The following is a 16357-nucleotide window of genomic DNA, read 5'->3' as shown; positions in this document are numbered from 1 at the left end:
GCCACGCCATCGAAAGGCTGCTGCCAATAATAATGTCTCAAAACGGCAAAAGGAATGCAACTAATCAAACTTGGGCTTTCCCTTCTTAGTTTGACGTTCCATTCCTTTTATAAACATTATTCATGATCTTTTTGAGCCGGATGCTGGATTTGGCGTTTTCCCGCACCGTTAAGGAAATCTTTATTGAAGCTGGTATCTGTCCCGATTGCAGAATTGTCAGCTCCATCGCCCGCAGCTCCGGCAAGGTCGATGATCTTATCCCCGAATTTGCTCCGCAGATCGGCCAGGGTTTTGAAAAGCGGCTCTTTCCTGGCCTCTTTTTCATAAGAAAATAAATCAAGCTGGCGGACAGCCTGGTCCTGCTCCACGAGTTCCTGAGCCGTAACCCCGAGGAGGCGGACGGGATCTCCATTCCAGTGCCTAATGAACAGCTTCCGGCTGAAAGCAGCCAGATCTTCCTTTAAGCTGACAGGGTTATCCAGCTTCCTGCTCCTTGTAATTGTCTTTCTGTCTTTATAGCGGATGGTGATGCCCAGGGCTGACGCATATACCTTCTTTTTTTTCAGGCGGACAGCTACCTTTTCCGACAGCATATCAAGCACCTTAAAGAGCTCCTGCTGATTGGACACATCCCTTGGGAGCGTAGTAGAATTGCCCACACTCTTAAATTCAGCTGCAGACTCCGGGTCTACGGGCCTGCGGTCGATCCCGTTCGCCCTCTCTTTCAGTCGCGGCCCGTTGATGCCAAGCAACCCTTTCAGCTGAAGATCATTAGCTTCGGCGAGGCTGCCAATCGTCTCAATCTGGAGGGTGCGAAGCTTCTCGGCTGTCTTTTTGCCGACTCCATGCATTTCCTCCACAGGCATCGGCCAAAGGATATTTCCTATATCGCGTTTCCGCAGCACGGTGATGCCCATCGGTTTCTTCATATCTGAAGCCATTTTAGCAAGAAATTTATTGGGGGCCACCCCTATGCTGCAGGGCAGATCAAGCTGATCAAGTATCTGCTTCTGGATGCTCCCGGCAATTTCAAGCGGCGCTCCATACTCATAGCTATCTGTAATATCGACATACCCTTCATCGATGGAGACAGGCTCAACAAGCCCGGAATATTGGCCGAGTATATTGAACATTCCCATAGAGGCAGCGCGGTACCGTTCAAAATTCGGTGTCATTACGATCAGCTGCGGGCACAGCTTTTTGGCCTCCCATAAGGGCATTGTTGTCCTGACGCCGAACTTTCTTGCTTCATAGCTGCATGTGACGATTATTCCCCTTCGCTCTTCTGCATTTCCCGCAATCGCCAGCGGCTTCCCTTTCAGCTCAGGATTATAGGCCATTTCGACTGAAGCGTAGAAGCTGTTCATATCAACGTGCAAAATGACCCGCCCGTTCTTTGGATATAATTCTCTCATGCCTCTGCACTTCCCTGACTTAATGATAGCTATATTTTATCAAAATTCCGCATCCAAGGCTAAAAAAGCAAAAGAGCCTGCAACAGCAGGCCCTTCTAAATGCGCAAGCGCCCTGGCCATCCTTAAGGAACGAGGGGACATCAGGCGCAGCTGCTAAACAGTAATCAAAGTCGCAAAAGATATATACTTACTTTGATAAAAAAGTTAGACAGCCTCTTCTTTCCTATCTTTCATAAACTCTTTGATTTCGCGGATGCCTTCAAGCGCTTGTACGAGCCTGAGAGGATCGATGATTGTGATAAGCCGGCTTCCTAAGGCTGCAACTCCGCTGAAGTAGGTTGTTTTCTGATAAGCAGCAAGTCCAAGTTCTTTGACAGCTTCTTTTGGCATATCAATTATTTCCTTAGCCTCGGCTACCGAAGCCCCAAGGGAAAGCTCTTCTGTCTGCAGCACAATCATTCTGGCTGCATCAGAATCTGCCTGGCTGCGGTCATAGAGAATATGCTCAAAATCAATGACAGGAATCAATTCTCCCCTTACCTTTGAAATTCCCTTCACATATGCAGGGAGATGAGGTATCGGTGTGATATCCTCAGCCTTTTCAATTGAAATGACATATTCAATCGGGATCGCATATTCCTCTTTGCCTACCTGAAACACAATCATTTTTTTATTTTCATCCATTGCTTTTGTCCCTCCGTCCGCTAAAAGTCCCTGGCGGCTATGCATATCTATTACAAATATACCATATTTTTTACTGATCCGGGAATTAACTATGTAAAATGTACCTTCTGTTAAGAAGAAAAAACGGGAGGAGCCGCTGGCCCTCCCGCTGATCATTATTCGTTGCCGGATACTTCATTGATGATTGCTACAACCATTTCTCCAAGCTTGTTCAGCTCTTCAACCGGCATGCGTTCATTGGTTGTATGAATTTCCTCATAGCCTACAGCCAGGTTGACTGTCGGGATGCCGAAGCCGGCAATCACATTCGCGTCACTGCCTCCGCCGCTATGGAGAAGCTCACTGCTGCGGCCGATTTTGGCTGCAGCTTTCTTTGCTACTTCCACCACATGATCCCCTTCTCCATATTTAAAGCCTGGGTACATAACCTGGATTTCAACATCGGCTTTGCCGCCCATTTCTTCTGCTGCGCTTTCAAATGCTTCCTTCATCTTGGCTGCCTGCGCTTCCATCTTTTCGCCAATAAGGGAACGGGCTTCTGCCAGGATGTCGACACGGTCGCAAACGATATTTGTCTGCTGACCGCCTTCAAATCTGCCGATATTGGCAGTCGTTTCCTCATCAATGCGTCCAAGCGGCATGCGGGCCACTGCTTTTGCTGCGATGGTGATGGCAGAAACGCCTTTCTCAGGTGCCACACCGGCATGAGCAGTTTTTCCTTGGATGACAGCTTTCACCTTGGCCTGTGTCGGAGCTGCTACAATAATATTCCCAACCTTGCCATCGCTGTCGAGCGCATAGCCAAACTTGGCCTTTACAAGGGAACGGTCAAGCGCCTTCGCTCCGACCAGCCCTGATTCTTCGCCGGCTGTGATGATGAACTGGATGGTGCCATGCTCAATATTCTGCTCTTTAAGAACCCTGACGACCTCAAGCATAACTGCAAGGCCTGCTTTATCGTCTGCCCCAAGGATGGTAGTTCCGTCAGTCACCACATAGCCGTCCTTAATTGATGGCTTGATGCCCTTCCCGGGAACAACAGTATCCATATGGGAAGTAAAATAAATGGTATCAACGCCCTCTTTTGTGCCTTCAAGCGTGCAAATCAGATTTCCGGCACCATGGCCTGTTTCAGCAGTCGTATCGTCCTCAAAAACATCGACTCCAAGATCAGTGAATTTCTTTTTCAGGACTTTGGCGATTTCTGCTTCATGCTTTGTTTCGGAATCTACCTGGACAAGCTCCAGGAATTCATTTAGTAAACGCTCCTGATTGATCATAATGTTAAAACCTCCAATATGTATGCGTACTAACCTAGTATACCGCTCACATCATTCAACAGCAACCGGAGAGCCTGCCTGGGGAGAGGACTGCAGACTGGTTCCATAAGAAAAAAGGAAGGGAGTATTCCCTTCCAATCAACAGCATTTATAAGGGGATATTCCCATGCTTTTTGGCCGGCCGCGACTCCTTTTTATTCCGGAGCATCTCAAGTGCCTGAATGAGTTTAATTCTCGTATCCCGTGGATCAATGACATCATCCACCATGCCGCGGCTGGCAGCCACATAAGGATTGGCGAACTTTTCGCGGTATTCTTCGATCTTCTGTTCCCTGACTGCTTCAGGATTGCTGCTGCCCTGGATTTCGCGGGCAAAAATGATATTGGCAGCCCCCTGAGGGCCCATGACCGCAATTTCAGCATTGGGCCAGGCAAACACAAGGTCAGCGCCGATGGATTTGCTGTTGAGGGCAACATAGGCGCCGCCATAGGCTTTCCGGAGGATCACGGTCAGCTTCGGAACAGTCGCCTCCGAATAGGCATAAAGAATCTTGGCCCCATGCCTGATGATCCCTCCGTGCTCCTGCTTGATGCCCGGGAAGAAACCGGTTACATCTTCAAAGGTAATGAGCGGAATGTTGAAGGAATCGCAGAAGCGGATAAATCTTGAAGCCTTATCGGAAGAATCAATATCAAGCCCGCCTGCCATTACCTTGGGCTGATTGCAGACAAGACCGACTGATTCGCCTTTGATCCTCGCCAGCCCGACAACAATATTCCTGGCAAAATCCTGCTGAACCTCCATGAACGATCCTTCATCCACAATCTGTTCCACTACTTTGCGGACATCATAAGGCCTCAGGCTGTCAAATGGGATGCAGTCAGTCAGATCAGGCCGGTAATCGTCCTCTTCATCTGCTGAAAGCCGCGGCGGCTTTTCCCCGCTGTTCTGGGGAAGGTAGCTGAGAAGCCTTCTTACCTGCTGGAGGACTTCCTCTTCTGTTCCGCCCATGAAGTGGGCATTGCCGCTTATTGAATTATGTACCTCTGCGCCGCCAAGGTCTTCTGAAGAAATTTTTTCGCCTGTGACGGTCTCAATCACTTTCGGGCCGGTAATGAACATTTGGCTCGTTTTTTCGACCATAAAGACAAAGTCTGTTATAGCTGGCGAATAAACGGCCCCGCCTGCACACGGGCCCATAATGACAGAAAGCTGCGGAATCACGCCGGAATAGATGCTGTTGCGGTAGAAAATGTGGCCATAGCCGTCAAGCGACACAACCCCTTCCTGGATCCTTGCCCCTCCTGAATCGTTCAGCCCGATGAAGGGAGCGCCATTTTTGGCAGCAAGATCCATGACATTTGCGATTTTCTTTGCGTGCATCTCGCCAAGCGCGCCGCCAAATACGGTGAAGTCCTGGGAAAATAAGTAGACAGGCCGGCCGTTTACCTTTCCATAACCTGTAACAACCCCGTCTCCCGGCCCCTTTGCCCTGTCAAGGCCAAAGTCTGTCGATCTGTGCTCAATAAAGGGGTTCAGCTCCACAAAGGTCCCTTCGTCCAGCAGAAGGTCGATCCTCTCCCTGGCAGTAAGCTTACCTTTCTCATGCTGCTTCTCTATCCGCTCGTCGCCTCCGCCCAGTTCCACCTCCCGGCGCCGGTCGTACAGCTCATTGATTTTTTCATAGATGTCCGTCATGCTTCTTCCAGTCCTTTCTTCTCGCAGAATTCATAGAGTACGCTCCCGGATGACTTTGGATGGATAAACGCCACCTTCGCACCGCCTGCGCCTTTCTTTGCTTCATCATTAATCATTCTGATGCCTTTTTCTTTTATCTCTGCTATTCTTTCATTGATAGAGTCCACACCCAGTGCAATATGGTGGATGCCTTCTCCCCGCTTTTCGATGAATTTTGCTATTGGGCTGCCTTCTCCCAGCGGTTCGAGCAGCTCAAGCTTTGCATTTCCTGCAAGAAGGAATGCCACCCTGACCCGCTCAGATTCGACATCTTCCACACCAAGCAGCTCGAGGCCGAGCACATCTGTATAAAATGGAAGAGCACTGTCAAGCGAGCTGACAGCGATCCCAATATGATCCACTTTGTTAATCATTTATGAACCCCCCCGCTTGCATAATACTCTTAATATTCGATAAAAATGTCGAAATTCCTTCAAATATTGAGCGGTTGTTCATTTTGAATTTTCTTAGTAGAATAGAGTAATAATAGATTAGAATGTCAGAAGGAGGGGCTCCTGCTTGTCTAATAAAAAATTCCGCAAGATCATCGTATATTTAATGATTTTTGCCATGCTCGCATCCACCCTTGCTGTTGGAGCAGCCATGTTTTTATAGAAACGAAAAAAAGGATCGCCTTATGGCGGTCCTTTCTAACTATAGATAGATTCAATGAAATTTGAGCTTTACCATGATTTCTTTTGGTAATGAGAATGTTGATTTCCATTCCAGGCACTTCGCTTTCCGCGGGGCGGCGCTGCAATCACGCAGGAGTCTACGTGCCTTCCACTCCAATCGACAGATTTACAAATTTTTATGGCATTATGTGGCCTATTTAAGGGCATCCGATCCTTTAATACAACAACGAATTCAAAGAGGCCGTCTTAGGAAGCGGATCAGAAAGGTTTCTATTGGGCCCGCTTTTAAGCACGATTTTTTTTATTTGGAGATTTGCCTGCTGCTCTTATTTTAAGTATTTTACTGCTTATAAGGCCATACTTTATTTAGTTCACTGATAGCACCGTACTCTTTACCCAGCTCTTCAAAGCTTTGGCCGGTTGATACAACCAGCACTTTGGTCCCGATGGGGATGAGTTCGAACAGGGACTCGATTGCTTCATTCTGCATGCGGACACAGCCGGAGGAGACATATTTGCCGATGGATCCGGGCTCATTTGTCCCGTGTATCCCATATATCCGCCCGTCCGTCTCCTCAGCATCAAAGCCGATCCATCTCGTTCCGAGAGGATTTTCCGGAGAACCGCCAGGAATGTTTTTTCTTCTGTAATAAGGCTCCTTCGCCTTGACTGTGACAGTAAAAAGCCCCTCCGGCGTCAAATCAGCCGTCTTGCCGGTGGCAGCGCTTATGACCGTCTGGACCCTGTTTTCGTCAACAAGCGCAAGCTCATTTGTCTGTTTATTGATGATGACGAAAGGGTCTCCAGGCAGCGGATTGGGCCCGATCGGCCAGATAGGAGAAAATGAAAAAGAAAGCGCAAGGATTGAAAGCATTTTAAGCATCCATTTCACCAGCCTGTATCATTTTTGAATAGCTTCTGCCTGCATGCCCCCGATTATGCGCTTTTCTCTTTTTTCAATCCTTTAAAAGAGCTTTTAATGACCAAATATTGTTCCATTTCTTTAACAAAATGCAGGAGGGCCGCACGCGCTTCAAACTCCTCCCTTGTTCGTGGGAGGTCGCTCTCTTCGAAAGAAAGCTTCATCCGCAGCAGCTTTTCCAGATACACAATCGCTGTATTGCCGGGATGAATATTGTTTGACAGCTCTTCGATGAAATCAGCGACAATCTCTCCCTGCTCCACAGTAAGGCCGATCGATGTAACGGTCGGCAGCACCCTTTCAATGATTTCAAATTGCTTTTCCCTCATTTTAAAATAATGGTAGTAGGAGTTTTCATTGCGCAGGAAGTGATTTTCAACATCCCTGAAGGCAAGGGTCTTGGCTTCCGAGATCAGCCTCTCTGTACCGGTGATCTCCCTGCCGTCCCAGTCGCTTTCATTGGTTCGGAGATAGGTGATGATTTCATCAAATATCCTTTTGAAGTTATCTTCAATCTGAAGCTGATATTTTTCAAGCTTTCTGTCAAGGCTTGGCATATACAGATTCGCCAGCAGCGCCACTCCTATCCCGACAGTTATGATTCCAAGTTCATTCAAAAGCAGGCTGCCAGTAACCTCGCCCGCAGAATAAATATGCAGGGTGATTACACTGCTGGACACCACCCCTTCACTTGCCTTCAGCATCACAGCCGTGGGGATGAAGAATAACAGCAGCAGCCCGATCACAGCCGGATGATATGCAATGCCTTCAAAGAATACGATGGAAAAGACCATAGAAAGCAGACAGGCCAGGAATCTGGCCCAGGAAGCTGTAAGCGACCTTTTTTTTGTCACTTGGATGCATAAAATCGTCAATATGCCTGCAGATACAAAGTTATTAAGCCCAAGCATTTGTGCAATGATAATGGAAACAGCTGTCCCGGCAGCAGTTTTAATCGTTCGGTATCCTATTCTGAATTTCATATCATGCACTCCTATACAAAGCAGCCATTCAGCGGAAATGAATACCCCTGAAGGCTGTAAATAAACTTATGTAAAGCCTCCCCGATATGCCGTGGGAAAAGCCGGCCAATTGAAAAAGAAGATGATCTGGGACCATCTTCTTCCTAATTATACGTTTTAAAGCACTTTTTGCAAGAAGTCTCTTGCCCTTGGACTTTTAGGACTCGAGAAAAATTCTTCCGGAGGAGAATCCTCTACAAGAACCCCTCCATCCAGAAAGAGGACCCGGTCTGCCACTTCCTTGGCAAAGCCCATTTCATGGGTCACGATCACCATGGTCATACCGCTGTGGGCAAGGGATTTCATGACGTCCAGCACTTCCTTGACCATTTCGGGATCCAGGGCAGATGTCGGCTCGTCAAACAGCATCATGTCCGGCTGCATAGCCAACGCCCTGGCAATGGCCACCCTCTGCTTTTGTCCCCCTGACAGGCGGTTCGGATATTCATTCGCCTTCTCTGAAAGGCCAACCTTCTGCAAAAGCCCGGTGCCGATTTTTTCAGCTTCCTGCTTGGAAACTCCTTTTACTTTCATCGGGGCATATGTGAGGTTCTCCAGCGCTGTCATATGCGGGAACAGGTGGAAGTGCTGAAAAACCATGCCTACTTCCTGCCTCACCTTCATAATATCCGTTTTCCGGCCGGTTACTTCCTCTTTGCCGATGAATATCCTGCCATCCGTTGGCTGCTCAAGCAGATTCAGGCACCGCAGAAATGTTGATTTCCCGGAGCCGGAAGGGCCGATGACCGCCACCACTTCACCGTCCTGGACCGTTGTGCTGATCCCTTTCAGCACCTCCAGGCTGCCGAAATTTTTGTGCAGATTCTCTACCTTAATCACTTCGCCTCATCCTCCTTTCAACCGCTTTGCCGATGATCGTCAATGTGATGACCATTACATAATAAATCAGGCCCGCAATCAGAAGAGGCTCAAAGAAGGAATATTTCTCGGCGCCCACCTGATAGGAACGGCGCATAATATCCATGACTCCTATTGTTGTAACGATCGCTGATTCCTTCGTAAGTGTGATAAATTCATTCATAAGGGCTGGAAGGATGTTTTTCAGTGCTTGCGGGAGGATGATATCCCACATCATCCTTTTATAAGGAATCCCAAGGGCCATTGAAGCTTCCCGCTGCCCTTTGTCCACCGCCAGTATCCCGGCTCTGATGATCTCTGATATATAAGCTGCGGAGTTAAGTCCGAAAGACAGCACTGCTGCTGCATAAGGCTCTATTTGAAAGCCGAGGATCTGGGGAGATCCATAATAGATGAGCATCAGCTGAAGCACGAGCGGCGTTCCCCTGAAGATGGATGTATATGCATCCGCAAGCCAGCCGAGATACTTCATGGAGCTTATTTTAAATAGGGCAAGTATGATTCCGAGTGCAAAACCAAGAAGACCTGCAAGCAGCACAATTTGCAGGGTGACGCCAATCCCTTTTAATATATATGGCATTGATGGGATAAACTGAGCAAAATCCAAATTCATAATCTGTCTCATTCCTCTCTTTCTGAGGCGCATTCAATGGCAGCCTGCTTATCTTCGGCAGCTTGTCCATTCGGTTCGCTAGCCCGGACTGAAAGGCTGTCCATTCCAGCGGATGCAAAATGTCCAGCAGGAATTCCTGCTGAACATCAGCCACAAAATTACTCTTCTCCGCCAAACCATTTCAGTACTAATTCTTCAAGCTCGCCGCTGTCCTTCATTTCCTGAAGGGCTTTGTTGAAATCGTCTGTCAGCTCGCTGTCCTTCGGAAGGGCAATAGCAGATCCAAGCTCCTCTTCATCTTCAATGACAAATCCATTGAGATCTTCATTTGATTCAAAATAGCCTGTTGCTACTGTATCTTCAATGATGGCAGCATCAAAGCGGCCGGTCATCAGCTCCTGAACAATCTCAGGGATACGGTTGCGGTTTTCAACTTTGATATCGATCTCTTCAGCAATGTCGTTTGCTTTCCCTTCCTGGATGGATCCCAGCTGGACGCCGACTGTCTTGCCTTTTAGATCCTCAAGCTTTTCGATCCCGCTGTCCTTCTTTGTCACAATCATATGTCTCGCTGTGTAGTAGATATCTGTAAAGTCAATATTCTTTTTGCGTTCTTCAGTCGGAGACATTCCCGCCAATACAATATCTACCTGGCCGGATTTCAGCGCTTGAACGAGCCCGCTGAATTCAATATCCTCAACCTGAACTTTATAGCCAAGCTTTTCTGCCAATGCATTTGCAAGATCAACATCGAAACCGATAATATCATCGCCTTTTGCAGTATCGATGTACTCGAATGGCGGATAATCAGCCGAAGTACCCATAATCAGCACCTTTTCATCATCTGATCCTGAATCTCCCGCTTCACCGCCGCTTGAAGCCGGCTGTTCACTCGCCCCGCAGGCTGCCAGGATTCCAGCTGCCAATATACTTACCAAAAACAGCAACATACTCTTTTTCATTTTACTTTCCTCCTATAGTTTTTAGAAAATTAATTATTTTCATAATTAGTAGTATTTTATAGTGTTAGATCCTGTTATTTCAAGTAAAAACACTAAGTTAATACTTATTCACTACAATGAATTTTAACACATATTAATATTTATGCAATAATATAATTAAATATTAATATATATTTTAATTATATTATTACTATTTAATAAAAGTTTTATAGCTTTTTTTCGGAGAAATCAGGGTTTGCCGGTTTACTGAACGAAAAAAAAACCCCTGCGTTCAGCAGGGGTTTTCTTGTATGATACTTAAACTTCTTCGCAATATTTATCAAAAGCATCCTGAAGCTTTTGGACTACTGCCATTGGTTCGTGCCCTTCAATTTCATGACGCTCCACCATTGTAATAATTTCTCCGTCTTTCATAAGTGCGAAAGATGGTGATGATGGAGGGAATCCGGTAAAATAAGACCGCGCCTTTTCTGTCGCTTCCTTGTCCTGCCCCGCAAAGACCGTCACAAGCTGGTCAGGGCGCTTATCATAATGCAGAGAGTGAGCTGCAGCAGGGCGTGCAATCCCGCCGGCACAGCCGCAGACAGAATTGACCATTACAAGCGTCGTGCCTTTCTGGGACAGCGCATGATCAACATCCTCCGGAGTGGTAAGCTCTGTATATCCGGCTGCCACAATTTCCTGGCGGGCCTGGCGAACGACATCGTTCATAAACAAATTAAAATCCATATTCATTCTTTATCGCCCCTCATATAAATAGTTAGACTTATATCTCTTCTAATAATAGCAATTTCATGCTGCTTTTTTCAATGCATTCAACTCAAAGAAGCCTGCTTAGGCCAAGTAACAATAAAATCCGCCCACTAAAATCCAATAAAATTCTAAAATAAAGTTTATTAGCCAGATATTGGGGAATGATAACAGTACAGCTAGATCCATACCCCTAAACTCCCTAGATATGGCCGGTGTTCCGTTGAACACCGGCCGCTTTTTTATTCTCTCGCCTCTTTAAAAAGAGCAAATAAATGCTCAACCGCAGAAGCAACCGTCCTTCCGCCGGAGATCACTTCATTTTCCATTTGCGGCAGCTCTTTTCTGACCTCTGGATGCTGGAAGAAGCTATATTGAAGCTGATCCATGATCATGCTGTTTATCCATTCCTTCGACTGCTCCCGCCTTCTCTGGCTGAACACGCCGGAATGGGAGGCAGAGTCCTTAAAGCTTTTAATCTCTTCCCAAATTTCCAGGATGCCTTTGCCGGTCAGGGCAGAGCAGGAATGAGCTTTCGTTTCCCAGCCCTTTGTAGCCGGCTGAAGAAAATGGACAATGCGTGAATATTCTTCTCTTGTCTTCAATGCCTGGGGTTCATTAGCACCGTCTGCTTTATTGACGATGATGGCATCTGCAATTTCCATAATGCCTTTTTTCATCCCCTGGAGTTCATCCCCGGCCCCGGTCAGGACCAGCAGCATAAAGAAATCGACCATTTCCCTGACAATGATTTCGCTTTGGCCAACCCCGACTGTTTCAACAATAATCACATCATAGCCTGCCGCCTCGCACAAAAGCATGGTCTCCCGGGTTTTCCGGTGCACGCCGCCAAGCTTGCCACCTGCAGCTGATGGCCTGATAAAGGCATTTGGATTTCTCGAGAGATTTTCCATCCGCGTTTTATCGCCAAGAATGCTTCCGCCGCTGATGCTTGAGCTCGGATCGACAGCCAGCACTGCCACTGAATGCCCCTGCCCGCAAAGAAGGCTCCCAAACGCCTCGATAAAGGTGCTCTTTCCTGCCCCGGGCACTCCAGTAATGCCGATTCTGATCGAATTGCCGGTGTGGGGAAGAACCTCCTGCAGCAATTCCTGAGCAGTTCTGAAATGGCGCTCTGCATTGCTCTCAACCAGCGTGATTGCTTTTGCCAGAAGGCTCCTGTTTCCTGAAAGGATCCCCTTCTTCAGCTCATCCGCCGACAGAGGGTCCGACTTCTTTTTTTGGAATTTCGGGCCTTTCTGTACAAAAGGCTGGGGAGCAGCCATCTCCTTCCCCTCACGAAGGGAAGTGGAGAAAAGGTCTGGCGGCCTGCCATCATGCCAGCTCGGCTTCTTGTCCTTCATTATTCAGCCACTTCCTCATAGCCAAGCTTTCTGTAAATCTCCTGCACGACTTTCTGGGCAGCGGCAGGAATGACCGTCCCAGGCCCAAAAATGGCGGATGCCCCGTTATCGTATAAATATTGATAATCCTGAGCTGGTATCACTCCCCCGATAATGACGAGTATATCCTCCCTGCCCAGCTTTTTAAGCTCTTCAACCAGCTGTGGAAGAAGTGTTTTATGGCCGGCTGCAAGCGAGCTCATGCCAATCACATGAACATCATTCTCCACTGCCTGAAGAGCTGTTTCAGCCGGAGTCTGGAAAAGCGGTCCGATATCCACATCAAAGCCCAAGTCTGCAAATGCCGTGGCAATTACCTTCGCTCCCCTGTCATGGCCATCCTGGCCCATCTTGGCAATAAGGATTCTCGGGCGCCTTCCTTCATTTTCAAGAAACCCGTCCGTAAGGCTCTTCACCTCGGCAATTTCTTCTTCATTGGTAAAAGCAGAACTGTACACGCCGCTGATAGAACGAATGACTGCTTTATGGCGCCTCGCTGACTTTTCGATAGCAAAAGAGATCTCCCCAAGAGTCGCTCTGGCCCTGGCAGCCTTCACGGCAAGATCTAAAAGGTTCCCTTCTCCTGTATCTGCAGCTTTCGTCAGGGCTTCAAGCGCCGCGGCAGCTTTTTCACTGTCCCTTGTGTTCTTCAGCTTTTCAAGCTTATCCAATTGCTTAAGCCTTACGGCTGTATTATCAATATCAAGTATGTCGATCGGGTCTTCTTTTTCAAGCCTGTATTTATTCACTCCGACAATGGTTTCTTTCCTGCTGTCAATCTGGGCCTGCCTCCTGGCAGCCGCTTCTTCAATCCTCATTTTCGGAAGACCGGTTTCAATAGCTTTGGCCATGCCTCCAAGGCTCTCAATCTCTTCAATATGCTGCCACGCCTTTTGGATCAGCTCATTGGTCAAAGATTCTACATAATAAGATCCTCCCCATGGGTCGATCACATCCGTGATGCCTGTCTCTTCCTGCAGGTAGAGCTGGGTATTGCGGGCAATCCTTGCGGAAAAATCAGTCGGGAGCGCGATGGCTTCATCCAGTGCGTTCGTATGAAGCGACTGGGTATGCCCCATCGCCGCAGCATGGGCTTCTATCAGCGTCCTTGTTACGTTATTGAATGGATCCTGCTCTGTGAGGCTCCACCCCGATGTTTGGGAATGCGTCCGCAAAGCCATGGATTTCGGATTTTGCGGATCGAAGGATTTCATCATTTTCGCCCAGATATACCTTGCTGCCCGCATTTTTGCCACTTCCATAAAATAGTTCATCCCAATTGCCCAAAAGAAGGAGAGCCGAGGGGCAAAAGAGTCAATGCCGATTCCGGCCTTCAGCCCGGTCCTGACATATTCAAGCCCGTCTGCAAGCGTATAGGCGAGCTCAATGTCTGCAGGTGCTCCCGCCTCCTGCATATGGTAGCCTGATATACTGATAGAGTTGAACTTTGGCATATACTGGGATGTATATTCAAAGATATCCGCAATGATCTTCATCGACATGTCAGGCGGATAGATATATGTATTGCGGACCATATATTCCTTAAGAATATCGTTCTGGATCGTGCCTGACAGTTTTTCCTGGCTCACACCCTGCTCCTCGGCCGTTACAATAAAGAATGCCATAACAGGCAGGACAGCACCGTTCATCGTCATCGACACAGACATCTGGTCAAGCGGAATCCCGTCAAACAGGGTCTTCATGTCAATGATTGAATCAATGGCCACCCCCGCTTTTCCTACATCCCCCACCACCCGCGGATGATCAGAATCATAGCCGCGGTGTGTAGCCAGGTCAAAAGCAACCGATAGTCCTTTTTGCCCCATGGCCAGGTTTCTGCGGTAAAACTGATTGCTTTCTTCTGCTGTTGAAAAGCCGGCATACTGGCGGACTGTCCATGGCCTGTTGACATACATGGTCGCATAGGGACCCCTTGTGTACGGAGGAAGGCCGGGCTTATCATCCAGATGGTCCAGTCCTTTAATATCCGATTCCGTATACAGCGGCTTGATCCCAATATGTTCATTGGTCTCGAACCGCAGGCTGCCGGCCTCCCCTCCAGCCAGCCTGCCGGCCTCCTGCTTCCACTCATATTCCGCTTCCTTTTGGCTTGCGCCGAACAAACTGATGCTCTTGAAATCCGGTTTGTTAGCCATTCATTTTCACCTCTGTTTCTTCTAGCAGCTTTCCAAGAATTGAACAGACATTGCTCTTGGCAGTTATGAAGTCATGAATGCCAAGCTCCCTCCATTCTTCCGCCGGTGAATCGGGATGCCCCGCAAGGTAAACAACCGATTCCGGATACCTCTCCTTTAATTCTCTTAGCAGCTGTTTGCCAGCCGTCTCATACTGCTGATTGGTTCCGCAAATACAATAGCAGGTATAATCCCTTTTCAGGAGCGCTTCTGCATCAGGGAATCCACTGACACCCGGGCTGTGTTCAGCAGCAATTCCCCCGGCAGCGAAAAAGCCGGCAGCAAAGTCGGTTCTTGTTTTATGCTCCTTTAATTCCCCGAGTGAAATCAGCCCCGCCTGCAATTGCCCGCCGCCGCGTCTCAATTCCTGGGCCTTTGTCCTGATATTCTCAAATGTGGCTGATAGCCTCTCCTGGTGAAGCGGCCTGATTGTCCAGCCGGAGTTAGCCCCCTCTTTAAGGCTGCCTCCCCTGTCAGGCAGCTTATCCTCAAGATTCGCATAAACATTTGTGCCAACTATACTTTTCTTCCTCGTCTCGGCATCATGCTTCTTTTTCTCCAGGATTTCTCTTGTCTGCTCCTGGATCCATCCTTTCTCCAGCGCATCAGCCATGCCGCCGAAGGATTCAATCTGAAGGAAGAGATCCCACGCTTTTTCCGCCAGTTCATTTGTCAGGCTTTCAATATACCAGGATCCCCCTGAAGGGTCTGCCACCTTCAGAAGATGCGCCTCTTCTCTGAGAAGCAGCTGTATATTGCGGGCAAGCCGCTGCGAAAAAGATCCTGAACTCCCCAAAACTTCATCAAATGCTCTCACCTGCAGGTACTGGACTCCTCCAATCACCGCGGCAAAAGCTTCATTTCCTGAGCGAAGCAGATTGACATAAGGATCAGCCATCGTTTTTGTGAAATACGATGTTTCTGCCGCAATGACCATTTTTTGCATGTCTTTTGGTGCTCCGAAGGCAGCTGCGATTTTCCCCCATATAATTCTGGCGGCCCTCAGCTTGGCAATCTCCATAAAGAAGTTTCCGCCTGACGCGAAGCTGAAAACCAATTTTGAAAGTATATCCTCCAGGGAAAGATGGCGGTCCAAAAGTCTGCTCACATGCTCTGTCGCTGCAGCGGCTGCAGCTGCCACTTCAAGCGCAGCATGGGCTCCCCCATTATGATAAGGGACAGCATCGGCAAGAATCGTCCTAAGCTTCGGCATCTCAGCCCCCGCTTTCTCCAATGTAACCGCCCAATCATCATAAAGCCCTTCCACCATTTGATCTCCCGGAAGACCCTCTGATGCAGCTTCAGCCAGCGGGTCCCTTCCTATATAACCGTGTATCTCCTTAGATTGCGGCAGGTTTTCCAGAACAGCAAGCATGCTGGATTGGCTGCCCGCAGCATTGATGGCAAAAGGGTATTCTCTATATGCTCCATCCAGTATTCCCGCAAAGCTTTCAAGGAAATGCTCTTCAACAGGAAGAACAATAGCATTCTGGCCATTCTCCAGCGCCCGCTTTAACTCCTGCTTCAGGTCTTCTGCAGTTTCTCCGGAAATCCTTTGGGCAATTTTCCAATCAGCTTTGCTGTAGCCGAGAGGTTCAATGCCCCGCCGGAAATCCTCCTGCCCCGGATATTGCGATTTTGGAGTAAGGGCTGATGTTTCTGCAGAATAAAGCGGTTTCAATTTTATGTTTTCATATGTAAGCCGGTCTAATGACTCTGCCGCCCTTCCTTTTAAAGCGGATTCTGCTGCCCGCTTCCAATCTTCCATCGTTTTTTCGGGAAATGATATTTTCTCCATCTCTTGATAACTCATAGAACGCTGCTTGTGACAGCAGCTTCCCTCCTCCCAGGAACTGAAA

At 48.1% G+C, this 16357-nt stretch carries 15 protein-coding genes; 1 reads left to right on the top strand and 14 read right to left on the bottom strand.

What is annotated here, in order from left to right:
* Positions 1-116: 116 nt before the first annotated feature.
* From RBB45_RS01735 to mce, 5 genes are all read right to left on the bottom strand, one after another.
* The gene (locus RBB45_RS01735) at positions 117-1415 is read right to left on the bottom strand and encodes a DNA polymerase IV (protein ID WP_101550246.1); all 1299 of its coding nucleotides are present in this window, start codon (positions 1413-1415) and stop codon (positions 117-119) included.
* A 204-nt stretch (positions 1416-1619) separates the two neighbouring features.
* Complete coding sequence (locus RBB45_RS01730; protein WP_035403057.1) at positions 1620-2099, bottom strand: chemotaxis protein CheW; 480 nt, start codon at positions 2097-2099, stop codon at positions 1620-1622.
* Between the two features lie 155 nt (positions 2100-2254).
* A complete protein-coding gene (locus RBB45_RS01725; RefSeq protein ID WP_009794712.1) occupies positions 2255-3379 on the bottom strand; it encodes a M20/M25/M40 family metallo-hydrolase in 1125 nt (374 codons plus the stop codon).
* A gap of 148 nt (positions 3380-3527) precedes the next feature.
* Positions 3528-5078 (bottom strand): acyl-CoA carboxylase subunit beta, encoded by a 1551-nt coding sequence (locus RBB45_RS01720; protein WP_224951475.1) that lies wholly within the window; start codon positions 5076-5078, stop codon positions 3528-3530.
* Entirely contained in the window at positions 5075-5491 is a 417-nt protein-coding gene (gene mce / locus RBB45_RS01715; protein WP_022544170.1) for a methylmalonyl-CoA epimerase, read from the bottom strand. Before mce ends, RBB45_RS01720 begins: the two co-directional genes overlap by 4 nt.
* Before the next feature lie 145 nt (positions 5492-5636).
* Here mce and prli42 point away from each other — a divergent pair, with 145 nt between their 5' ends.
* Positions 5637-5732, top strand: a complete 96-nt coding sequence (gene prli42, locus RBB45_RS01710; protein ID WP_022544171.1) for a stressosome-associated protein Prli42 — start codon at positions 5637-5639, stop codon at positions 5730-5732.
* Positions 5733-6092: 360 nt separating this feature from the next.
* Here prli42 and RBB45_RS01705 read toward each other — a convergent pair whose 3' ends face one another.
* From RBB45_RS01705 to RBB45_RS01665, 9 genes are all read right to left on the bottom strand, one after another.
* Positions 6093-6635 carry a L,D-transpeptidase gene (locus RBB45_RS01705; RefSeq protein WP_224951477.1) on the bottom strand — a complete coding sequence of 181 codons (543 nt, stop codon included), beginning with the start codon at positions 6633-6635 and terminating at the stop codon, positions 6093-6095.
* Positions 6636-6688: 53 nt separating this feature from the next.
* On the bottom strand, positions 6689-7657 hold the full coding sequence (locus tag RBB45_RS01700; RefSeq protein WP_306009035.1) for an aromatic acid exporter family protein: 969 nt from the start codon (positions 7655-7657) through the stop codon (positions 6689-6691).
* A 156-nt stretch (positions 7658-7813) separates the two neighbouring features.
* Complete coding sequence (locus tag RBB45_RS01695) at positions 7814-8536, bottom strand: amino acid ABC transporter ATP-binding protein (protein WP_009794988.1); 723 nt, start codon at positions 8534-8536, stop codon at positions 7814-7816.
* Positions 8529-9188, bottom strand: a complete 660-nt coding sequence (locus RBB45_RS01690; RefSeq protein WP_248137398.1) for an amino acid ABC transporter permease — start codon at positions 9186-9188, stop codon at positions 8529-8531. The genes RBB45_RS01695 and RBB45_RS01690 overlap by 8 nt, the downstream gene beginning before the upstream one ends.
* 158 nt (positions 9189-9346) lie before the next feature.
* Positions 9347-10150: a transporter substrate-binding domain-containing protein gene (locus RBB45_RS01685; protein ID WP_022544173.1), complete on the bottom strand. Its 804-nt coding sequence runs from the start codon at positions 10148-10150 to the stop codon at positions 9347-9349.
* A gap of 297 nt (positions 10151-10447) precedes the next feature.
* Positions 10448-10885: a BrxA/BrxB family bacilliredoxin gene (locus RBB45_RS01680; RefSeq protein ID WP_009794984.1), complete on the bottom strand. Its 438-nt coding sequence runs from the start codon at positions 10883-10885 to the stop codon at positions 10448-10450.
* A gap of 257 nt (positions 10886-11142) precedes the next feature.
* Entirely contained in the window at positions 11143-12264 is a 1122-nt protein-coding gene (meaB, locus tag RBB45_RS01675; RefSeq protein ID WP_187445345.1) for a methylmalonyl Co-A mutase-associated GTPase MeaB, read from the bottom strand.
* A complete protein-coding gene (gene scpA / locus RBB45_RS01670; RefSeq protein ID WP_306009034.1) occupies positions 12264-14459 on the bottom strand; it encodes a methylmalonyl-CoA mutase in 2196 nt (731 codons plus the stop codon). Before scpA ends, meaB begins: the two co-directional genes overlap by 1 nt.
* Positions 14452-16311 (bottom strand): methylmalonyl-CoA mutase subunit beta, encoded by a 1860-nt coding sequence (locus tag RBB45_RS01665; RefSeq protein ID WP_180827356.1) that lies wholly within the window; start codon positions 16309-16311, stop codon positions 14452-14454. Before RBB45_RS01665 ends, scpA begins: the two co-directional genes overlap by 8 nt.
* Between the last annotated feature and the right edge of the window lie 46 nt (positions 16312-16357).

This window comes from Bacillus sp. MMSF_3328, from assembly GCF_030733525.1.
In the GTDB taxonomy this organism is placed as follows: Bacteria; Bacillota; Bacilli; order Bacillales; family Cytobacillaceae; genus Bacillus_AB; species Bacillus_AB infantis.
Note: the sequence above shows the minus strand (reverse complement) of the source record. Positions and strands in the feature narration are given on the sequence as shown.